The organism is Pseudomonas sp. 5P_5.1_Bac1, from assembly GCF_025466015.1.
Lineage (GTDB): Bacteria > Pseudomonadota > Gammaproteobacteria > Pseudomonadales > Pseudomonadaceae > Aquipseudomonas.
The window spans coordinates 114,399-136,445 of record NZ_JANLNX010000055.1; the positions used below are offsets into that span (position 1 = coordinate 114,399).

General features: G+C 63.4%; 15 protein-coding genes and 1 pseudogene. 12 read left to right on the plus strand and 4 right to left on the minus strand.

Annotated features, from left to right (window positions below; translation table 11 throughout):
• Nucleotides 1–114: 114 nt before the first annotated feature.
• Nucleotides 115–534, plus strand: a complete 420-nt coding sequence (locus tag NTD82_RS11785) for an NINE protein (RefSeq protein ID WP_262128862.1) — start codon at nt 115–117, stop codon at nt 532–534.
• A 48-nt stretch (nt 535–582) separates the two neighbouring features.
• Here NTD82_RS11785 and NTD82_RS11790 read toward each other — a convergent pair whose 3' ends face one another.
• The 3 genes from NTD82_RS11790 to NTD82_RS11800 all read right to left on the minus strand — a co-directional run bounded on the left by NTD82_RS11790 (nt 583) and on the right by NTD82_RS11800 (nt 5,333).
• A complete protein-coding gene (locus NTD82_RS11790; RefSeq protein ID WP_175652702.1) occupies nt 583–1,272 on the minus strand; it encodes an SPOR domain-containing protein in 690 nt (229 codons plus the stop codon).
• Nucleotide 1,273: 1 nt separating this feature from the next.
• Nucleotides 1,274–3,010 carry an arginine--tRNA ligase gene (gene argS, locus NTD82_RS11795; protein WP_095156330.1) on the minus strand — a complete coding sequence of 579 codons (1,737 nt, stop codon included), beginning with the start codon at nt 3,008–3,010 and terminating at the stop codon, nt 1,274–1,276.
• A 103-nt stretch (nt 3,011–3,113) separates the two neighbouring features.
• Nucleotides 3,114–5,333 (minus strand): primosomal protein N', encoded by a 2,220-nt coding sequence (locus tag NTD82_RS11800; protein WP_262128863.1) that lies wholly within the window; start codon nt 5,331–5,333, stop codon nt 3,114–3,116.
• A gap of 169 nt (nt 5,334–5,502) precedes the next feature.
• Between NTD82_RS11800 and rpmE the strand changes: the two genes are divergently transcribed.
• The 3 genes and pseudogenes from rpmE (at nt 5,503) to NTD82_RS11815 (ending at nt 7,392) form a co-directional block, all read left to right on the plus strand.
• Nucleotides 5,503–5,715, plus strand: a complete 213-nt coding sequence (rpmE, locus tag NTD82_RS11805) for a 50S ribosomal protein L31 (RefSeq protein ID WP_095156328.1) — start codon at nt 5,503–5,505, stop codon at nt 5,713–5,715.
• 76 nt (nt 5,716–5,791) lie between these two features.
• A pseudogene (locus tag NTD82_RS29295) lies at nt 5,792–5,944 on the plus strand (thermonuclease family protein); the annotation flags it as partial.
• 179 nt (nt 5,945–6,123) lie between these two features.
• On the plus strand, nt 6,124–7,392 hold the full coding sequence (locus NTD82_RS11815; RefSeq protein ID WP_095156327.1) for a malic enzyme-like NAD(P)-binding protein: 1,269 nt from the start codon (nt 6,124–6,126) through the stop codon (nt 7,390–7,392).
• A 156-nt stretch (nt 7,393–7,548) separates the two neighbouring features.
• On the opposite strand, the gene NTD82_RS11820 is transcribed toward NTD82_RS11815, so the two are convergent.
• Nucleotides 7,549–9,978: a penicillin-binding protein 1A gene (locus NTD82_RS11820; RefSeq protein ID WP_410017045.1), complete on the minus strand. Its 2,430-nt coding sequence runs from the start codon at nt 9,976–9,978 to the stop codon at nt 7,549–7,551.
• Between the two features lie 185 nt (nt 9,979–10,163).
• Here NTD82_RS11820 and pilM point away from each other — a divergent pair, with 185 nt between their 5' ends.
• From pilM to gltB, 8 genes are all read left to right on the plus strand, one after another.
• Complete coding sequence (pilM, locus tag NTD82_RS11825) at nt 10,164–11,072, plus strand: type IV pilus biogenesis protein PilM (RefSeq protein ID WP_262128865.1); 909 nt, start codon at nt 10,164–10,166, stop codon at nt 11,070–11,072.
• Nucleotides 11,072–11,620 carry a PilN domain-containing protein gene (locus NTD82_RS11830; protein ID WP_262128866.1) on the plus strand — a complete coding sequence of 183 codons (549 nt, stop codon included), beginning with the start codon at nt 11,072–11,074 and terminating at the stop codon, nt 11,618–11,620. The genes pilM and NTD82_RS11830 overlap by 1 nt, the downstream gene beginning before the upstream one ends.
• On the plus strand, nt 11,617–12,498 hold the full coding sequence (gene pilO / locus NTD82_RS11835; RefSeq protein WP_262128867.1) for a type 4a pilus biogenesis protein PilO: 882 nt from the start codon (nt 11,617–11,619) through the stop codon (nt 12,496–12,498). The genes NTD82_RS11830 and pilO overlap by 4 nt, the downstream gene beginning before the upstream one ends.
• 20 nt (nt 12,499–12,518) lie before the next feature.
• Complete coding sequence (locus NTD82_RS11840; RefSeq protein WP_410017042.1) at nt 12,519–13,787, plus strand: type IV pilus secretin PilQ; 1,269 nt, start codon at nt 12,519–12,521, stop codon at nt 13,785–13,787.
• 4 nt (nt 13,788–13,791) lie between these two features.
• Complete coding sequence (gene aroK, locus NTD82_RS11845) at nt 13,792–14,310, plus strand: shikimate kinase AroK (protein ID WP_095156321.1); 519 nt, start codon at nt 13,792–13,794, stop codon at nt 14,308–14,310.
• Between the two features lie 100 nt (nt 14,311–14,410).
• Nucleotides 14,411–15,508, plus strand: a complete 1,098-nt coding sequence (gene aroB, locus NTD82_RS11850) for a 3-dehydroquinate synthase (RefSeq protein ID WP_262128868.1) — start codon at nt 14,411–14,413, stop codon at nt 15,506–15,508.
• A gap of 16 nt (nt 15,509–15,524) precedes the next feature.
• Nucleotides 15,525–17,171: an SPOR domain-containing protein gene (locus NTD82_RS11855; protein WP_262128869.1), complete on the plus strand. Its 1,647-nt coding sequence runs from the start codon at nt 15,525–15,527 to the stop codon at nt 17,169–17,171.
• A 364-nt stretch (nt 17,172–17,535) separates the two neighbouring features.
• Entirely contained in the window at nt 17,536–21,981 is a 4,446-nt protein-coding gene (gltB, locus tag NTD82_RS11860) for a glutamate synthase large subunit (RefSeq protein WP_175652712.1), read from the plus strand.
• The last annotated feature ends 66 nt before the right edge of the window (nt 21,982–22,047 follow it).

Sequence of the window (22,047 nt, forward strand, 5' to 3'; positions counted from 1 at the left end):
CTTTTTGGTCATTTTCTGATCCACTGGTCGTCTCAAAAGTGTCATACGTCGGCTCGATCGGAAAAAGTCACATATTTACTTAGAAAATTTTTCTCTAACCGCGCGAGGCTATGAATGAACGGTTATCAACAGGAAGGGCGTCCTGACACCCACAGCAAGGTCATTGGTTACCTGTTGTGGATATTCGGTTTTCTGGGCGCGCACCGCTTTTATTACGGCAAGCCGGTCACCGGGACGATCTGGTTTTGCACCATCGGGCTGCTGGGTATCGGCTGGCTGATCGACCTGTTCCTGATCCCGGCCATGGACCGCGAAGCCGACCTGCGCTTTCACGCCGGTCCGTTGGACTACACCGTGGCGTGGCTGCTGCTGACCTTTCTCGGGGTGTTCGGCGTACACCGCATGTATCAGGGCAAATGGATCACGGGCGTGATCTACCTGTTCACTGGCGGGTTGTTCCTGTTCGGTGTGCTGTATGACTTCTGGACGCTGAATACGCAGGTTTCGATGAAGAACGCGCAACAGCGCTACTGAAAAAAAGGCCCTGATTCGCATCAGGGCCTTTTCATTTGGCGCGGGGGATTACTGGCGGGTCTGGCGCTGCTGCAACAGCAGGTTGTTGAAGCCGCTGCCGGCCAGTTGCTTCTGGGCCACGGTCAGTTGTTCGCGGTTGCTGAACGGGCCGACCAGCACCCGGTACCAGGTCTCTTCCTTGACCGTACCGGACTCCACCTGCACCGACTGGCCGAGCAGGATGATCTGCGCGCGCACCTTGTCGGCATCCGCCTGTTTGCGGAACGAGCCCGCCTGCAGATAGAACTGCGTGGTGGCGGCCGGCTTGATCACCGGCGGCGCCGGAGGCGGAACCTCGCCGTTGAGCGCGGCCTGGGCCCGGGCAGTGTCGATCTTCGCCGCTTCCGCTGGCGTGACCGGCGGCTGCGCCGGGACGGGCGGGGTTTTCTCAGGCACGGCTTCCGGCGGCACGATCACTTCCGACTCTGGCAGCAGGGTATAGAAGTCGTACTTCGGCTTCACCGGCTGCTGTGGACTTGGCGGTGTCTTGTTCGCCTCGGCGACCTTGTCGGCCTTCTGCTGCTCGGGCTTCTCCCGCTTGACCTCATCCCGACCCGGTTCGAGCTTCATCAGGAACACGATGAAGGCACCGACCGTCAGGCCGATCGCCATCCACAACCAGCCCGGAATCGGCTTTTTCGCTGGTGCCTGGTAGCGGCTGGCGCCGCGCTTCGGGGCGGGTTTCTTCTTGGCTGCCAACTTACATACGCTCCAGGGTTTCCAGGCCCAGCAGCTCCAGGCCCTGTTTCAGGGTGCGACCGGTCAGGGCCGCCAGGCGCAAGCGGCTCTGTTGTTGTTCCGGGGTTTCGGCGCCGAGGATCGGGCAGTTCTCGTAGAAGCTGGAGAACAGGCCGGCCACGTCGTACAGGTAGCTGCAGAGCACGTGCGGGGTGCCTTTCTCGGCGACGTTGTTGAGGATCTCGGCAAACTGCGCCAGGCGTGCGGCCAGGTCTTGTTCCTGCTGGGCTTGCAGAACGATCTGACCTTCAACTTCGCTGAAGTCCTTGCCGAGCTTGCGGAATACGCCGGCCACGCGGGTGTAGGCGTACAGCAGGTAAGGCGCGGTGTTGCCTTCGAAGTTCAGCATCAGGTCGAAGTTGAAGCTGTAGTCGCTGGTGCGGTGCTTGGACAGGTCGGCGTATTTGACGGCGCCGATACCGACCACCTTGGCAATGGCGCGAAGGTCGTCTTCCGGCAGTTCCGGGTTCTTTTCCTTCACCAGGGTGTAGGCGCGTTCCTTGGCTTCGGTCAGCAGGTCGATCAGCTTCACGGTGCCGCCGTCGCGGGTCTTGAATGGACGACCGTCCGCGCCGTTCATGGTGCCGAAGCCCATGTGCTCGGTCTGCATCGGGTGGCTGATGAAGCCGGCGCGGCGGGCCACTTCGAACACTTGCTGGAAGTGCAGGGCCTGGCGCTGGTCGACGAAGTACAGCGCGCGGTCGGCGTGTAGGACATTGCTGCGGTAGCGCACGGCCGCGAGGTCGGTGGTGGCGTAGAGATAGCCGCCGTCGGCTTTCTGCACGATCACGGGCAGCGGGTCGCCGTCGGCGGTCTTGAATTCTTCGAGGAACACGCACTGCGCGCCATTGCTTTCGACCAGCAGGCCCTTGGCCTTGAGGTCGCTGACCACGTTGGCGAGGTCGTCGTTATAGGCGCTTTCGCCCATCACGTCGGCCGGGGTCAGTTTGACGTTGAGCAGTTCGTAGGTCTTCTGGCAGTGCGACAGCGAGATGTCCTTGAAGCGGGTCCACAGCGTCAGGCAGTCGGCGTCGCCGGCCTGCAGCTTGACCACCAGACCACGGGCACGGTCGGCGAAGGCTTCGGATTCGTCGAAACGCTTCTTGGCGGCGCGGTAGAAGTTTTCCAGGTCCGACAGCTCGTCGCTGGTGATCGGGTTCTCTTCCAGGTAGGCCAGCAGCATGCCGAACTGGGTGCCCCAGTCGCCGACGTGGTTCTGCCGGATCACCTCGTCGCCGAGGAACTCCAGAACCCGGGCCACGGCGTCGCCGATGATGGTCGAGCGCAGGTGGCCTACGTGCATTTCCTTGGCCAGGTTCGGCGCGGACAGGTCGATGACCACTTTCTGCTGCGGGCCGGCCTTGTGTACGCCGAGCTTGGCGTCGGCCAGGGCGGCGTCCAGGCGCGAAGCCAGGGCCTGGGTGTTCTGGAAGAAATTGAGGAAGCCGGGGCCGGCGATCTCGACCTTGCTGATCTGCGGATCGGCAGGCAGCGCGGCGATGAGCTTCTCGGCCAGGTCGCGGGGCTTCATGCCGGCCGGCTTGGCCAGCATCATGGCGATGTTGCTGGCGAAATCGCCGTGGGTCTTGTCCCGGGCGTTCTCCACCTGGATCGCCGGCGTCAGCCCTTCAGGCAGCACACCGTCGAGGGTGAGTTGGGTCAGGGCTTGCTGGATGAGCTGGCGAATGGTGTCTTTCATGGGATTCTCTTTCGACCGCAAGCGCGGCGGCGCTTCGATGCGCAGGTGGAAAAACTGGGCATTATCCGTTGCTGGTGCAAGGTTGCCAACCTTTGGGCCGGCGCTAGTACAGATCTACCGGGTCCACATCCAGCGACCAGCGCACCTGGCGCCCGCTGGGTAACTGTTCCAACACTAGCAACCAGGCACTGATCAGTCGATGCAACGGCGCCCGCGCATTGGCCTGCAGCAGCAGTTGCGCGCGGTAGCGACCGGCGCGGCGTTCCATCGGCGCGGGGACCGGCCCCAGCAATTCGATCCCATGCAGACCTTGCTCGGCCAGCAATCGTTCGGCCGCGGAGCAGGCTTCGTCGAGAAAACCTTCGGCCTGGCCCGGCTTGTGCGCCTCCGCGCGCAGCAGGGCGAGGTGCGCGAACGGCGGCAGGCCGGCGGCGCGGCGCTCGCTCAGGGCCTGCTCGGCAAAGGCGAAGTAGCCCTGTTCGGTCAGTTGCACCAATAAAGGATGGTCGGCGAGGTGGGTCTGGATGATCACTTTGCCCGGCTCCTCGGCCCGCCCGGCGCGCCCGGCAACCTGCACGATCAACTGGGCCATGCGCTCGGCGGCGCGGAAGTCGCCGGAGAACAGCCCACCATCGGCATCGAGGATCGCCACCAGGGTGACCCGCGGGAAGTGGTGCCCTTTGGCCAGCATCTGCGTGCCGACCAGAATGCACGGCTGGCCGCGCTGGATGGTGTTGAACAACTGGTTCATCGCGTCCTTGCGCGAGGTGCTGTCGCGGTCCACCCGTAGAACCGGGAAATCGGGGAACAGAATGCTCAGCCGCTCCTCGGCGCGCTCGGTGCCGGCGCCCACCGGCCGCAGATCGACGTGGTTGCACTGCGGGCACTGGCGCGGAATGCGTTCTTCATGCCCGCAATGGTGGCAGCGCAGTTCTCCGGAGCGCTGGTGCACGGTCATGCGCGCATCGCAGCGCGGGCATTCGGACAGCCAGCCGCAGTCGTGGCAGAGCAGGGTCGGGGCAAAGCCGCGGCGATTGAGGAACACCAGGACTTGCTGGCCGGCGGCGAGGGTCTGGGCGATGGCCTGCTGCATCGGGCCGCTGATGCCGCTGTCCAGTGGTCGGCTTTTCACATCCAGGCGCAGGAACCGCGGGGCTTGCGCACCGCCGGCGCGGTGGTTCAGGCGCAGCAGGCCGTAGCGGCCGGAGTGAGCGTTGTGCAGGCTTTCCAGCGAGGGCGTCGCCGAGCCCAGCAGGATCGGGATGTTTTCCTGCCGCGCGCGCACCAGCGCCAGGTCGCGGGCGTGGTAGCGCAGGCCTTCTTGCTGTTTGTAGGAGCCGTCGTGCTCCTCGTCGATGATGATCAGCCCGGGATTCTTCATCGGCGTGAACAGTGCCGAGCGAGTGCCGATGATGATATCGGCCTCGCCGTCGCGGGCGGCGAGCCAGGCGTCCAGGCGCTCGCGGTCGTTGACCGCCGAGTGCAGCAGGGCGATGCGCGCATTGAAACGCTGCTCGAAGCGGGCCAGGGTCTGCGGCCCGAGGTTGATCTCGGGAATCAGGATCAGCGCCTGCTTGCCGGCTTCGAGGGTTTCGCGGATCAGTTGCAGGTAGACCTCGGTCTTGCCGCTGCCGGTCACCCCGGCCAGCAGGAAGGCGTGGAACGTATCGAAACCGGCGCGCACGGTGTGGAAGGCGGCGCGCTGTTCATCGTTGAGCGGCAGTTCCGGCTGCGCCAGCCAGTGTTCGTGGCGGGCCTGCGGGGCATGGCGGCGCACTTCGACCTCCACCATCTCCTTGGCCAGCAACAGGTCGAGGCTGTCCTTGCTCAGCCCCAACTTGCCCAGCAGGCCATGGGCAACGCCATGAGGGTGCTGGGCGAGGGTGGCGAGGGCTTCACGCTGGCGCGGCGCGCGGGCGATGCGCGGATCATCCTGGCGAGCGTTGAGTGCGACTTGCCAGAAGCGTTCCTGGCGCGCTTCGGCGGGTTCGCCCTGGCGCAACAGCACCGGCAGCGCCCAGCTCAGGGTATCGCCGAGGCTGTGCTGATAATACTGGGCGGTCCACAGGCAGAGTTTGAACAGCGCCGGCGGCAGCGGCGAGACCGGGTCGAGCAGGGCGATCGCCGGCTTGAGCTTGTCTGCGGGCACTTCGCTGTGTTCGGCGACCTCCACCAGCACGCCGATCATCTCCCGGCGCCCGAACGGCACGCGCACGCGCATGCCCGGTGTGAGCGTCTGGCGCGCCATGCTCGCCGTGGCCCTGTAGTCGAACAGCCGCCGTAGTGGCGAGGGCAGGGCAAGGCGAAGAATGACGTCGGACACGCGGAGGCTTCTCTGTAAGGGTAATTCCAGATGCCCGCGAGCCTAGCAGACGACAGTCGGTGCAAGCGACAACTTGCGCTGAGGCTTCGCTCTGGTATTATTCGCCGCCTAATTACGTGCGGTATTCAACAATGGTGTTGGGTGGCGGCACGCAGTCGAGGAAATGGCCATGAAAGCAGATATTCATCCAGTTTACGAAGCGGTTGCGGTCACCTGCAGCTGCGGCAACAAGTTCGAAACCCGTTCGACCTTCGGCAAACCACTGCCAATCGACGTGTGCAACGAGTGCCACCCGTTCTACACCGGTAAGCAGAAGACTCTGGATACCGGCGGCCGCGTACAGCGCTTCGCAGATCGTTTCGGTACGTTCGGCAAGAAGTAAGAATGCGCTTGGCTGGCCCTATAGGTCTGGCTTGGTTGCAAAAAAAGGCGCCCCTTGTGGGCGCTTTTTTTGTGGGCGCGATTTGGCAGTTGCCGGCTTTGGCGTTCTCTCTGGCGACCATTTCGAAGCGGTGCTGGATCGTTCCCGCAAAGGGGCGCTGAAACCGGGTCAGCAGCGTTGGTGGCTGCAATTGACCGACCCGAGCATGCTGGAAAGGGCCAGAAGATAAAAAATTGTGGACATTTTTTTGCTCGATTGTACACATCGAAAGCCGCGTACTACGCGGCTCTTGGCGGAAAGTCGTAGCTTAAAGGCCTTGACACAAGTGACCGGGCAGTCTTGTCGGCCCTTGGCTCTTTGCGTATCCTCGGCGGTCCGTCAGAACAGTAAACAAGCGGAATGCCCACCATGTCAGACCTGAAAACTGCCGCTCTTGAATATCATGCTCAGCCTCGTCCGGGGAAACTGAGCGTAGAGCTTACCAAACCAACCGCAACCGCTCGTGACCTGGCGCTGGCCTACAGCCCGGGCGTCGCGGAGCCGGTGCGTGAAATCGGTCGCGATCCCGAGCTGGCCTACAAGTACACCGGCAAGGGCAATCTGGTAGCAGTGATCTCCGACGGTACCGCCATTCTTGGCCTGGGTAACCTCGGCCCACTGGCTTCCAAGCCAGTGATGGAAGGCAAGGGTGTTCTGTTCAAGCGTTTCGCCGGTATCGACGTGTTCGACATCGAAGTCGACTCCGAAAGCCCGCAAGCCTTCATCGACACCGTCAAGCGCATCTCCATCACCTTCGGTGGCATCAACCTCGAAGACATCAAGGCACCTGAGTGCTTCGAGATCGAGCGCGCCCTGATCGAACAGTGCGACATCCCGGTTTTCCACGATGACCAGCACGGCACCGCCATCGTGACCGCCGCCGGCATGATCAACGCCCTGGAAATCGCTGGCAAAACCCTGGCCGACGCCAAGATCGTCTGCCTGGGCGCCGGTGCTGCGGCCATCTCCTGCATGAAACTGCTGGTGAGCATGGGCGCGAACATCGAGAACATCTTCATGGTTGACCGTACTGGCGTGATCCACGCTGGCCGCGACGACCTGAATCAGTACAAGGCCGTATTCGCCCACGCTACCGACAAGCGCAGCCTGGCCGATGCTCTGGACGGCGCCGACGTGTTCGTCGGTCTGTCCGGTCCGAACCTGCTGAGCGCTGAAGGCCTGAAGTCGATGGCGCCAAACCCTATCGTCTTCGCCTGCTCCAACCCGGATCCGGAAATCTCGCCAGAGCTGGCCCACGCCACTCGTAACGACGTGATCATGGCTACCGGTCGTTCCGACTACCCGAACCAGGTCAACAACGTTCTGGGCTTCCCGTTCATCTTCCGCGGTGCCCTGGACGTTCGCGCCAAGCGCATCAACGAAGAAATGAAGATCGCCGCCGCCAACGCTCTGAAAGACCTGGCCAAGCTGCCAGTTCCGAAAGAAGTCTGCGACGCGTACGGCGTTGCGGGTCTGGAATTCGGCCGTGAGTACATCATTCCGAAGCCGATGGACTCGCGTCTGCTGACCGTCGTTTCCGATGCCGTGGCCAAAGCCGCCATCGAGACTGGCGTAGCGACCCTGCCGTACCCGAAACACTACCCGCTGACCAGCGTGGATGAAGTGTTCAACGGTTGATCCGCTGACGTAACAAAAGAAAGCCCCGGCTCGTGAGAGTCGGGGCTTTTTTGTTGGGCAAACATGGTGGTTTGGCGCGGAACCTGTGGGACCAACCGTTAGCCGCGAAGGGCCGCTCCCGCAGAATCGTGAGCGGCCGGTTTCAGGATGCAGGGATCAGAACAGATCCATCGGCGCCGCTTCATCCGCTGGCAGCGGGCTGCCCGGTGCGCTGCCATTGCCCAGTTCGTTGACCGAAGGCGGAGTGTCCTCGGCCTTGAACAGTTCGAAGTAAGCGTTCGGCGTCCCCGGCGTTGCCGCGCGGCCACTGACCGGGTCGACCCGCAGGCTGAGGATGCCTTCCGGCTCTGGCAGCCGGTGCTCGGGCTTGCCCTTGAGCGCGGGGCCCATGAAGTTCATCCAGATCGGCAGCGACACTGTGCCGCCATACTCGCGCCGGCCCAGGGTTTCAGGCTGGTCGAAGCCGGTCCAGACCGTCGTCACGTAGTCGGCGTTGTACCCGGAGAACCAGGCGTCCTTGGACTCGTTGGTGGTCCCGGTCTTGCCCGCCAGGTCGTTACGGCCCAGTGCCATGGCGCGACGCCCGGTGCCGCGCTTGATGACGTCCTCCAGCATGCTGGTGAGGATGTAGCTGGTACGCCCGTCGATGATCCGCTCTGCGGTCAGCGGCGCCTGTGGTTGCGCGGAAGGCGCTGCCGCAGTGTCGGTACTGATCGGCTGCACCTGCGGCGCGGCGATGCCGGCCTGGTCTTCCTGCCCCGAGGGAACCCGGGCCGGATTGGCGGTGAACAGGGTTTCGCCGTTGCGGCTTTCGATGCGTTCGATCAGGTACGGGCTGATCTTGAAGCCGCCGTTGGCGAAAGCACTCCAGCCGGTGGCGATTTCCATCGGCGTCAGGGTCGCGGTGCCCAGTGCCAGGGACAGGTTGCGCGGCAGGTCCTGCTTGTTGAAGCCGAACTTGGCGATGTAGTCGATGGTCTTGTCGACGCCCATGCTTTGCAGCAGGCGGATCGACACCAGGTTGCGCGACTTGTACAGCGCCTCGCGCATGCGGATCGGGCCGAGGAAGGTGTTGGTGTCGTTCTTCGGACGCCAGACTTTGTCCAGGTACTCGTCGACGAACACGATCGGTGCGTCGTTCACCAGGCTGGCGGCGGTGTAGCCGTTATCCAGTGCCGCGCTATAGACGAATGGCTTGAAGCTGGAGCCCGGCTGGCGCTTGGCCTGCATGGCGCGGTTGTAGTTGCTCTGCTCGAACGAGAAGCCGCCGACCAGTGCGCGGATTGCTCCGTTGTTCGGGTCGAGGGTGACCAGCGCGCTCTGTGCGCCGGGCACCTGGCTGAAGGCCAGACTGCCGTCGTCCATCCGGCGGACCCGGATCAGGTCGCCGACCTGCGAAACATCGCTCGCCTGCTGCGGGCTGCGGCCCTGGCTATTGGTGTTGAGGAACGGGCGCGCCCATTTCATGGTGTCCCAGGCAACGGTGGCCTCGTCGCCGGACTTGGTCAGTACGCGCAGGCCAGTCTTGTCGACCTGGATCACGATGGCCGGCTCCAGGCCGCCCATGTTGCGCTGCTTGCCCAGTTCCTGCAGCCACGCGGCGCGGGTCTTGCCCGGCAGACGCGACTCGGGGCCGCGGTAGCCGTGGCGCTTGTCGTAGTCGGTGAGCCCGTCGAGTACGGCGTTGTTGGCGATGGCCTGCAGGTCGCTCGGCACTGTGGTGGTGACCCGGAAACCTTCGGTGTAGGCGTCGCTGCCGTAGCGGCCGACCATCTCGGCGCGGGCCATTTCGGCGATGTACGGTGCGTTCACTTCTGGCGTCGGCACGTGATAACTGGCGTTCAGCGGCTCGGCGAGGGCGGCCTGGTAGCTGGACTCGTCGATCTTGCCCAGCTTGTACATGCGTCCGAGGATCCAGTCGCGGCGCTCCTTGGCCCGGGCCGGGTTGGCCAGCGGGTTGAAGCGCGACGGCGCCTTGGGCAGGCCGGCGATCATTGCCATCTGCGCCAGGCTGATGTCGCGGATCGACTTGCCGTAATACACCTGCGCCGCGGCTTCGATGCCGTAGGCACGGTTGCCCAGGTAAATCTTGTTGACGTACAGCTCGAGGATTTCGTCCTTGGTCAGCTCCCGCTCGATCTGCAGGGCCAGGAGAATTTCGTTGGTCTTGCGCGAGAAACTGCGCTCGCTGGACAGGAAGAAGTTCTTCGCCACCTGCATGGTGATGGTGCTGCCGCCGGTCTGGATGTGCCCGGACTTGACCAACTGGGAGGCGGCACGCATCAGGCTGCTGGGGTCAACACCATAGTGATTGAGGAAATTGTCGTCCTCGGCTGACAGCAACGCCTGAATGAAGTGTGGGGGAATATCCGCGAAACGGATTGGAGAGCGGCGCATTTCGCCAAACTCGGCGATCAGCTTTCCGTCACTGCTGTACACCCTCAGGGGTATCTGCAACTGGATGCTTCGCAGCGCCTCGACCGAAGGGAGGCTGGGACTAAGATACAGAAACGCGCCACTCAGACCGAGTACGGCTGCGCAAATGACTGCGACGAAAGACCACCAGAAGAACTTCAGCAGGCGTATCAAGGCTTTGGGATGTCCAGTTGGAGTTTTGGGTTGAGCGCAGGGCCCGGCGGGCCAGAAAAACGCTGGGCATTATAAGCAATTTTCACTTCCCCGCGTGATTTGCACCGGGAGTCAGGAGGGTGCCAGTGGCGTCTTCCTGATCCTGGACGCTCTCGCTTTTTCGATGGAAATGAGGAAACAGGATGTTTGGACGCTCAGGCTGGGATGCCGGTTCACTGCTGGGGGTGGAAATCGCCTCTTGCGCTGTCAGGGTGCTGCAACTGGAACGCCGGGAGGAGGGGCTTCGCGTACGAGGCTGGGCGGTCGAGCCACTTTCGCGCGGTGCCGTGGTGGACGGCCGGGTGATTGATCATGAGGCGGTCGCCGTGGCCTTGATGCGCGCCTTTGCGCGCAGCGGCGCGAGTCGTCGCGAAGTTGCGCTGTCGGTGCCGGCCTCGGTGGTGATCCAGCATGCAGTGGCAATGCCGTCGGAGCTCGATGACGATGAAATCGACGAACGGCTGCGTGACGAGGCCGAGCAATTCATTCCCTTCGCGGTGGAAGAGGCCGCGCTCGATTACCAGGTATCTGCCGGTGCGCCGGGCTTCCTGAGCGTGGCCTTCACGGCTTGTCGCCAGGAGTGGCTGGACGGCATGGAAGCGGTCATGGACCTGGCCGGCTTGCGGGCGCGGATCGTCGACATCGACAGCCATGCCTGGCAGCGGGTGTTGAACCGCCAGCCGACGGGACTGGCGGCGGTGCTGCAACTGGAGGCGGATGGCTGGGTGTTCCAGGCATTCACCAAGGAAGGCACGCCGTCGTTCAGCGAGCGCCATGTGCCGCTTGAGCCGCAACTGGAGAGGTTGGTCGAGTTTGTCGACTTGTGCCTGCTGCGTGAGCCGGGTGCGATGCCGGACCAGCTCTGGCTCGCGGGTGCGCGTGCTGACTGGGATGGGCTGGCCGGGCAATTGCGGCAGCGCCTCGGTGTGGTGACGCAGCCGTTTGACCCACTGGCGACGTTGCTTGAGCCACAGCAGGGGGCCGCCGATCTGCGTCAGGCAGCGCCGATGCTGGGTGTGGCCTGCGGGCTGGCGCTGCGAGGATACGCCTGATGCACGCGGTCAATTTGTTGCCCTGGCGGGAATGGCGGCGTCAGCGGGCGATCCGCACCTTTCAATACGGGTTGCTGGCGGCGGCGCTGCTGGGCGGACTGCTGATGGTGGTCGTCTTCGGACTGCTCGATCAGCGACTGAGCGCGCAATTGAAGGAAAACAGCCGCCTGGATGAACGGACTGCCGCGCTTGATGGCCCCGTGGCTGAGGTCGAAGGCTTGGTAGTCCGGCGTGACGCCCTTGTTGAGCAGCGCAACGAACTACAGGCGTTGCGGCGCCAAGGCCAATCCGGGGCCGAACTGCTGAACCACCTGACGCGGATCGTGCCGGCACAGGTCCGGCTCGATGGGCTGCAACTGGCCGGTGATGAACTGAGGCTGTCCGGGCTGGCCCGCTCGGGCACTGACGTCGCGCACCTGCTGCGCAACCTGGGGCAATCACCTGGCTTGAGTGCTCCGGACCTCCAGGAGGTGAAGTCGTCCAGCCAGGGCGAGCGCTTTCAGATAGCGGTCAGCCTGCGCCCGGCCGCGGCTGTAGAACCGTCATGAGCGTGTCGCTGAGCACTGGGCCGGTATGGTCGAGGCTGGTGAAGTACTCCTGGCCAGTGAAGGCGCTGCTGATGGGCGGCTGCCTGTTGATCATTCCGCTGGCGGGCTTCGTCATTTATGGGCGTGGTCTGGTTGAGCGCATTGAGCAGGCCGAAGTTAGCCACAGTCAGTCGCAGTCCCACTGGGAAGGCCGATCCGCACTGGCGGCACGCCTGGAAACGCATCAGCAGCAGGTGCGGCAACTGGAGGCGGAACTGGCGGGTGATCGGCGCGAGTTGTTCGATGACGACGGCTTGGCGAGCCTGCTGCAAAACCTGGCGCGCCTGGGTGTGGGGCTGACGTTCGAGCAGGTGACGGTCGAGGACGCCAGGACACGGGAGCACCACGTCGAACTTCCTATCCAGGTGCAGGCCACGGGGGACTACTCGGCGTTACAGGGGTTTCTCTCGGGGCTTGCCGGGCTTGGTCGGCTGGTCGCGCTGCAGGAGTTGCATCTGGCGGCACCTGATGACCGTCCCTCCGGGCCGCTGCTTGTGCAACTGCGCCTTCAGGCTTACCGCGCTGCGCTGGTTGATACCTTGCCTGAGGTGTCGATGCTTCAGTCCGCGGAGCCTCGTGATCCATTCACGGCCGCTGAGCCGTTGGCGAGTGAGGCCGCGCCTTTGGCGGGGGTGACGATGGTCGGGCATCTGCGTGGCCAGCAAGGGCAGGTGGCGTTGGTCCGGGTCGGTGAGGTGCTTTATCCGCTGCGCGAGGGTGATCTGCTGGGGCCGGAACGGGTAGCGAGTATTGATGAGGGGCGGATCGAGTTGATCGCGCCGGAAGCGGCTGGGCCGATCCCGCGCGTACTGCGCCTGGGATCGGTGGCCGAGGGATGATTAGCGTGAAAGGAGACGGAATGAACAGGATGTTCAGGTCCTTGGGGTTATGCGTGCTGGTGCTGTTTTCGCCCCTTGTCGGCGCGGTATCTGCGCCTGGAGGTCACAGCGGCAAGCCGCTTTCGCTGAATTTCCAGGATGTCGAGGTGCGTGCGGTGTTGCAGGTGCTGGCTGACTTCATCGGGGTCAATCTGGTGGTCAGCGACGCGGTGCAAGGCTCTGTGACCCTGCGCTTGCAGGACGTGCCATGGGATCAGGCGCTCGATACGGTGCTGCGCAGCAAGGGGCTCGGCAAGCGCTTGGAGGGCAACGTGCTGATGGTGGCGCCGCTGGCGGAGTTGAACAATGCGGGGCTGCCATCATCCGGGTTGCGGGAGCAGGCCCTGCTGCAGGTCAATCACGCCCGGGCCACGGATATTGCCGCGTTGTTCCAGCCGCTGTTGCAGGACAGCCCGGACGAAGCGCCCTGGGGTGCAATCAGCGTCGATGAGCGCACCAATATGCTGATCACCAGTCAGAGTCCGGAGCGGCTGGAAATCCTGCGACAGTTGCTTGGGCAACTGGATGTTCCGGTCCGTCAGATCATGATCGAAGCCCGTATCGTCGAGGCGAATGTCGACTACGAGCGAGGGTTGGGCGTGCGCTGGGGCGGCTCGCTGGCGGGCGGCAGGTTGAAAGCCGTGGGAGCTGAGGCGCCAACCTTCGTCGATCTGGGGTTGGACAAGGCGACGTCAGGCATCGGCTTCGGCCTGGTGGGCGATGGCCGGCTGCTGGATCTGGAACTGAACGCCATGGAGAAGTCCGGAAACGGCGAAATCATCTCCCAGCCCAAGGTCATGACCGCCGACAAGGAAACCGCGCGGATTCTCAAGGGCAGCGAGGTGCCTTATCAGGAGTCGGGGGCCAATGGCGCTACATCGACCACCTTTCGCGAGGCGTCGCTGTCGCTGGAAGTCACGCCGCAGATCATGCCCGGCGGGCGGGTGAGCATGCAGGTCAAGGTCACCAAGGACGAGCCGGACTACCTCAATCTTCAGGGCACGGTACCGCCAATCCGCAAGAACGAGCTGAACGCGCGGGTGCAGATTGCTGATGGCCAGACCATCGTCATCGGTGGCGTGTACTCGACAACCAAAAGTAATGTGCAGGATAAGGTGCCATTTTTGGGCGATGTGCCGTATGTTGGGCGGCTGTTTCGTCGCTCCGCCATCATCGAGAAAAAATCCGAGCTGCTGGTCTTCCTGACTCCGCGTATCATGAATGACCAGGCGATTGCTGTGAGTCATTGATTCTGTGCGAAATTTGATACTTGTTGGGCCGATGGGTGCTGGCAAAAGCACCATCGGCCGCCTGCTGGCCAAAGAGCTACGCCTGCCATTCAAGGATTCCGATAAGGAAATTGAATTGCGCACGGGCGCCAATATCCCATGGATCTTCGACAAAGAAGGTGAGCCGGGTTTCCGTGACCGCGAGCAGGCCATGATCGCCGAGCTGTGCGCGGCCGACGGCGTCGTCCTGGCGACCGGTGGTGGCGCGGTAATGCGCGATGCCAACCGCAAGGCTTTGCACGATGGCGGCCGGGTGATCTACCTGCATGCTTCGGTGGAGCAACAGGTGGGACGTACCGCCCGCGATCGCAATCGCCCCTTGCTGCGTACCGCGAATCCCGAGGAAACCCTGCGAGCGTTGCTGACGATGCGCGACCCGCTGTATCGGGAGATCGCCGACCTGGTGGTCGAAACCGACGAGCGGCCACCACGCATGGTGGTGCTGGACATTCTCGAGCGCTTGCAGAAGTTGCCGCCCCGTTAGCGCATGACTATCCTCGGCGACCAGTCATGCCGTGACAGGGCAATCCGTTATCGCGCGGGCCGAATGTTCGAGCCCGCGCCTTTGTTCTTTGTGGGGACACATGCAGACACTTAAGGTCGAACTGGGCGAACGCAGCTACCCGATCTACATCGGTGGGGGCCTGCTGGATCAACCCGAACTGCTGGCACCGCATATCGCGGGTCGGCAGGTCGCCATCGTTTCCAACGAGACCGTCGCGCCGCTGTACCTCGAACGCCTGAGCCGTACCCTTGGCGCTTACTCGGTATTGCCGGTGGTGCTGCCGGACGGCGAGTCCTTCAAGAGCTGGGAAACCCTGCAACTGATTTTCGATGCCCTGCTCACCGCACGGCATGATCGTCGTACCACTGTGGTCGCCCTCGGTGGCGGCGTTATCGGTGACATGGCCGGCTTCGCCGCCGCCTGCTACCAGCGTGGCGTGGACTTCATCCAGGTACCGACCACGCTGCTGTCCCAGGTCGACTCGTCCGTGGGCGGCAAGACCGGCATCAACCACCCGCTGGGCAAGAACATGGTCGGCGCCTTCTATCAGCCCAACGCGGTGCTGATCGATACCGACAGCCTGCGCACCTTGCCGGCGCGCGAGTTGTCTGCGGGACTGGCCGAGGTGATCAAGTACGGGCTGATTTGCGACGAACCTTTCCTCGGCTGGCTCGAAGAGCATGTCGATGCCCTGCGCAATGTCGACGCCGTTGCCCTGACCGAAGCCATCCGCCGCTCCTGCGCCGCCAAGGCCGCCGTGGTCGGCGCCGATGAGCGTGAGACCGGAGTGCGCGCTACGCTGAACCTCGGCCACACCTTCGGTCACGCTATCGAGACGCACATGGGCTATGGTGTCTGGCTGCATGGCGAAGCAGTGGCAGCCGGTACTGTCATGGCCCTGGAGATGTCCATGCGCCTTGGCTGGATCAGCCAGCAGGAGCGCGACCGTGGCATTCGCCTGCTGCAGCGCGCCGGATTGCCGGTGGTACCGCCGGAGGAAATGACGCCGGCGCAGTTCATGCAACACATGTCGGTGGACAAAAAAGTGCTCGATGGCCGTCTGCGTCTGGTTTTGCTGCGTCACATGGGCGAGGCCGTGGTAACCGACGACTATCCGCAAGAGATTCTTCAGGCCACGCTGGCGGCGGATTACCGCGCAATCGTGGCCCAGCTTTGAGGTTGATGAGAGTCCGATGACCAGTTTGCATGCCGACGAGGCCTTTCTCGGCCACTATCAGTTGAATCACGACCCCTTCGCCGCTCGCGTCCCCGGGTTCAAATTCTTCCCTGCCCAGCGCAAGCCGGTCCTGGGGCAACTGCACCACCTCGCCCGTTACAGCCAGTTGCTGCTGGTGGTGACCGGCCCGCAAGGCGCCGGCAAGACCTTGCTGCGCCAGGCCCTGGTGGCCAGCACCAACAAGCAGTCGGTGCAGAGCGTGGTGGTATCCGCGCGCAGCGCCAGCGATGCGGCCGGCGTTCTCGCCCAGGTGGCGCAGTCGCTGGGCGTGGCCAAGGCCGAAGTGCCGCTGATTCTCGCCCAGGTGGTGCAACTGGGCCTGACCGGCCAGGAAGTCTATTTGCTGGTCGACGATGCGGAACAACTTGGCGAGTCGGCACTCCAAGCGTTGCTGGAACTGGCGGCGGGCACCGCGGAAGGTCGCCCCCACGTGTTCCTGTTCGGCGAGCCGTCACTGATCGCCGGCCTGGAAGCGCTGGAAATCGAGGAAGAGCGTTTTCATGTCATCGAGCTGCAACCCTACACCGAAGACGAGACCCGGGAGTACCTGGAGCAACGTCTGGAAGGTGCGGGGCGTGGCATCGAGGTGTTCACCAGTGAGCAGGTCGTCGATATTCACCACAACTCCGACGGCTGGCCTGGGGTCATCAACCAGGTCGCCCGCGATACCTTGATCGAAGCCATGATCGCCAGCCGCTCGACGGCGAAGCGACCATCTGTGGGGTTCTCTATGCCGAAGAAACATGTGCTGGCGCTGTCTGCCGTAGTAGTGATCGCTGTCGGCGCCGCCGTGCTGATGCCGAAGAAAGGCGACCAGCCGAAGACCGGCGCACCCGCCGAGCAGGCGCAACTGCCGCTGGGGCAGGGGCAGCCGAGCAATGCACAGTCGAACAATGGCGGCCCGGCGATCGAGTTCGCTGGTTCGTCGCAGCCAATGCCACTGCCGCTGGTAGGCCAGTCGCAACCGGTAATGCGCGGCCCGTTGGCTGAAGCGGCGGGCATGAGTGAGGGTGAAGAGTCCGGTCCTGCCGGCAACACCGCGCTGCAACCGCCGACAGTGACCACCATCGCCCCGCCTGCGGGCGCGGTAGCAGGCCCGGCGCCGACCCCGGCGCAGCCGATCCAGCCGTCTCAGACCATCGCCTCCGCACAGCCGGTTGCGCCTACTCACCAGCCTGTCGCTCCAGCAGCCGCCAAGCCGGTTGCACCTGCGCCCAAGCCCGTGACTGAAGTGGCGACTGCCAAGCCCGCCGTTCCTGCCGTCAAACCTGCGGAAAAACCTGCCGCCAAGCCGGCTGCGGCACCTGCCGGCACGGCCGGTGGTGGCTGGTATGCCTCGCAAGCACCGGGCAACTACGTTGTGCAGATCCTCGGCACCAGCTCCGAAGCCACCGCCCAGGCCTACGTGAAAGCCGAGGGTGGCGACTATCGCTACTTCAAGAAAAACCTTCAGGGCAAGCCGCTCTACGTCGTGACCTACGGCAACTTCTCCAGCCGCGATGCAGCCCTCAATGCAATCAAGGCCTTGCCAGCCAAGGTCCAGGCTGGTAAACCTTGGCCTCGCACTGTCGCCAGCGTCCAACAAGACCTGTCGACCCGCTGAAATAGCTCGGTGGCACTACCCCCGCCACCTGCTGAGCGACTCCTGAACCCAAGTCAAGCCTGCTGCGTCGAACGCGGCAGGCTTTTCTGTCCCAGACTGCCGGCCACAAGCTCGTGTTGCAGTCCAGGCTGAAACGCTTCAGACTCGAGCATCGCCGTTACCACGGCATTCGCTTAAAAACATTCAAAAATGCGACATGGATTTTCGCTGATTCGTCAGCAAATTTGTGGGCGTCCCTGTCGCTGTGCAACAATGGCACCCGTATTGCCCCCGCAAAGCTGGCGTTCGTTCGGCGTGGATGGTAAGTGGTTGTATTAAAAAGAGATTTGCCTTTGTGAGAGGCGAACCTGGTGAGAATGTGTCTATGAAAACAGGTCTGTACCATCCCGAAGAATTCAAGGACAACTGTGGTTTTGGCCTGATCGCCCATATGACGGGCGAACCCAGCCACCACCTTTTGCAAACGGCTATTGAAGCCCTGACCTGCATGACCCACCGCGGTGGGATCAACGCCGACGGCAAGACCGGCGACGGTTGCGGTCTGCTGATGCAGAAGCCCGATGCGTTCCTGCGCGCAGTTGCCAAGGAGCATTTCGGCAACGAACTGCCCAAGCAGTACGCCGTGGGCATGGTGTTCTTCAATCAGAACGACGCCAAAGCCGAAGCCGCGCGCGAAAACATGAACCGCGAGATCCTCGCTGCCGGCCTGCAACTGGTGGGCTGGCGCAAGGTCCCGATCGACACCAGCGTTCTCGGCCGCCTCGCCCTCGAGCGCTTGCCGCAGATCGAACAGGTGTTCGTCGGCGGTGAAGGCCTGAGCGATCAGGAATTCGCCATCAAGCTGTTCAGTGCCCGTCGCCGCTCTTCGGTCGCCAACGCCGAAGACACCGACCACTACATCTGCAGCTTTTCGCACAAGACCATCATTTATAAAGGCCTGATGATGCCGGCGGACCTCACCGCCTTCTATCCGGACCTCAGTGACGAGCGCCTGCAGACCGCGATCTGCGTGTTCCACCAGCGCTTCTCCACCAATACCCTGCCGAAGTGGCCGCTGGCGCAGCCCTTCCGCTTCCTCGCCCATAACGGCGAGATCAACACCATCACCGGTAACCGCAACTGGGCCCAGGCCCGTCGCACCAAGTTCGAGAACGAACTGATCCCGGATCTGGAAGAGCTGGGCCCGCTGGTCAACCGCGTTGGCTCCGACTCGTCCTCGATGGACAACATGCTCGAACTGATGGTCACCGGTGGTATCGACCTGTTCCGTGGCGTGCGGATGATCATTCCGCCAGCGTGGCAGAACGTCGAGACCATGGACGCCGACCTGCGCGCCTTCTACGAATACAACTCCATGCACATGGAGCCGTGGGACGGTCCTGCCGGCGTGGTGATGACCGAAGGTCGTCACGCGGTCTGCCTGCTCGACCGCAACGGCCTGCGGCCGGCGCGTTGGGTCACCACCAAGAACGGCTACATCACCCTGGCGTCGGAAATCGGCGTGTGGGACTACAAGCCTGAAGATGTCATCGCCAAGGGCCGTGTCGGCCCGGGCCAGATCTTTGCCGTGGACACCGAAACCGGCCAGATCCTCGACACCGACGCCATCGACAACCGCCTCAAGTCGCGCCATCCGTACAAGCGCTGGCTGCGCCAGAATGCCCTGCGCATTCAGGCCGACCTGAGCGACGACCAAGGCGCGGCGAGTTACGACACCGACCAGCTCAAGCAATACATGAAGATGTTCCAGGTCACCTTCGAAGAGCGTGACCAGGTGCTGCGTCCGCTCGGCGAGCAGGGCCAGGAAGCCGTGGGTTCCATGGGCGACGACACGCCGATGGCGATCCTGTCGCAGCGCGTGCGTTCGACCTACGACTACTTCCGCCAGCAGTTCGCGCAGGTGACCAACCCGCCGATCGACCCGCTGCGTGAAGCCATCGTCATGTCGCTGGAGATCTGCCTCGGTGCCGAGCGCAATATCTTCCAGGAATCGCCCGAGCATGCGTCGCGGGTGATCCTCAGCTCGCCGGTCATCTCGCCGGCCAAGTGGCGTTCGCTGATGAACCTCGACCGCCCTGGCTTCGAGCGTCATGTCATCGACCTCAACTATGAAGAAAGCCTGGGTCTGGAAGCTGCGGTGCGCAACATCGCCGACCAGGCCGAGGAAGCCGTGCGCGCTGGCAAGACCCAACTGGTGCTGACCGACCGTCATATCGCACCGGGCAAGCTGCCGGCTCACGCCTCGCTTGCTGTGGGCGCCGTGCACCACCGCCTGACCGAAAAAGGCCTGCGTTGCGACAGCAACATCCTGGTGGAAACCGCCACTGCCCGTGACCCGCATCACTTCGCCGTGCTGCTCGGCTTCGGCGCCTCGGCGGTCTACCCGTACCTGGCCTACGAAGTGCTGGCCGACCTGATCCGCACCGGCGAAGTGCTGGGCGATCTGGACGAAGTCTTCAAGTACTACCGCAAAGGCATCTCCAAGGGCCTGCTGAAGATCCTGTCGAAGATGGGTATCTCCACCGTCGGCTCGTACCGCGGAGCACAGCTGTTCGAAGCGGTTGGTCTGTCGGAAGAAGTGGTTGGCCTGAGCTTCTGTGGCGTTGCCAGCCGCCTGAAAGGTGCGCGTTTCGTCGACATCGAGAACGAGCAGAAACTGCTCGCCGCCGAAGCCTGGAGCCCGCGCAAGCCGATCCAGCAGGGCGGTCTGCTGAAGTTCGTCCACGGCGGCGAATACCACGCCTACAACCCGGACGTGGTCAACACCCTACAAGCCGCCGTGCAACAAGGCGACTACGAGAAGTTCAAGGAATACACCGCGCTGGTGGACAACCGTCCGGTGTCGATGATCCGCGACCTGCTCAAGGTGAAGACCGCCGACCAGGCGCTGGACCTGAGCGAAATCGAACCGCTGCAAGCGATCCTGCAACGCTTCGACTCCGCCGGCATCTCCCTGGGCGCGCTGTCGCCGGAAGCCCACGAAGCGCTGGCCGAGGCAATGAACCGCCTGGGCGCGCGTTCCAACTCCGGTGAGGGCGGCGAAGATCCGGCCCGCTACGGCACCATCCGCAGTTCGAAAATCAAACAGGTCGCCACCGGTCGTTTCGGTGTCACCCCCGAGTACCTGGTCAACGCCGAAGTGCTGCAGATCAAGGTTGCTCAAGGCGCCAAGCCGGGCGAGGGTGGTCAACTGCCAGGCGGCAAGGTCAACGGCCTGATCGCCAAGCTGCGCTACGCGGTTCCGGGCGTGACCCTGATTTCGCCTCCGCCGCACCATGACATCTACTCGATCGAAGACCTGTCGCAACTGATCTTCGACCTCAAGCAGGTCAACCCGCAGGCGCTGGTATCGGTCAAGCTGGTGGCGGAAGCCGGTGTCGGCACCATCGCCGCCGGTGTGGCCAAGGCTTACGCCGACCTCATCACCATCTCCGGTTATGACGGTGGTACCGGTGCGTCGCCGCTGACCTCGATCAAGTACGCTGGCGCCCCGTGGGAACTGGGCCTGGCCGAAACTCACCAGACCCTGCGCGGCAACGACTTGCGCGGCAAGGTCCGGGTACAGACCGATGGCGGCCTGAAAACCGGCCTCGACGTGATCAAGGCGGCCATCCTCGGCGCCGAGAGCTTCGGCTTCGGCACCGCGCCGATGATCGCCCTGGGCTGCAAATACCTGCGCATCTGCCACCTGAACAACTGCGCCACCGGCGTAGCGACCCAGAACGACAAGCTGCGCAAGGACCACTACATCGGTACCGTCGACATGGTGGTGAACTTCTTCACCTACATCGCCGAAGAAACCCGTGAGTGGCTGGCCCGCCTGGGCGTGCGCAGCCTCGGTGAGCTGATCGGCCGTACCGACCTGCTGGAAATGCTGCCGGGCGAAACCGAGAAGCAGAAACACCTCGACCTCAGCCCGCTGCTGGGCAGCCCGCACGTGTCGGCCGACAAGCCGCAGTTCTGCGGAGTTGACCGCAACCCGCCGTTCGACAAGGGCCTGTTGGCCGAGAAGATGGTGCAGATGGCCCTTCCGGCGATCCGCGACCTGAGCGGCGGCGAATTCGACCTGGATATCTGCAACTGCGACCGTTCCATCGGCGCGCGGATTTCCGGTGAGATCGCCCGTCTGCACGGCAACCAGGGCATGGCCAAGGCACCGATCACCTTCCGCTTCAAGGGCACTGCTGGTCAGAGCTTCGGCGTGTGGAACGCCGGTGGCTTGAACATGCACCTGGAAGGTGACGCCAACGACTACGTCGGCAAAGGCATGACCGGTGGCAAGCTGACCATCGTGCCGCCTGCCGGCAGCCCGTTTGCCACCCAGGACAGCGCCATTATCGGCAACACCTGCCTGTACGGCGCCACTGGCGGCAAGCTGTTCGCCGCCGGTACCGCGGGCGAGCGTTTCGCCGTGCGCAACTCCGGTGCCCACACCATCGTCGAAGGCACCGGCGATCACTGCTGCGAATACATGACCGGTGGTTTTGTCTGCGTCCTGGGCAAGACCGGCTACAACTTCGGCTCCGGCATGACGGGCGGTTTCGCCTACGTACTGGACATGGACAACAGCTTCGTCGACAAGCTGAACCATGAACTGGTGGAAATCCAGCGGATCACCGGCGAGGCGATGGAGGCTTACCGCAGCCATCTGCACCGCGTGCTGACCGAGTACGTCGAAGAAACCGGTAGCGAATGGGGCCGCGAGCTCTGGGAAAACCTGGACGACTACGTTCGTCGCTTCTGGCTGGTCAAGCCGAAGGCGGCAAACCTGAAGAACCTGCTCTCCAGCACCCGGGCCAACCCGCAATAAGCAGTTGCAAGCGGCGGTGCCCCGCGGGGCCCGCCGGCTAACGTGATCGTCTTGCAGCGTGCAGCT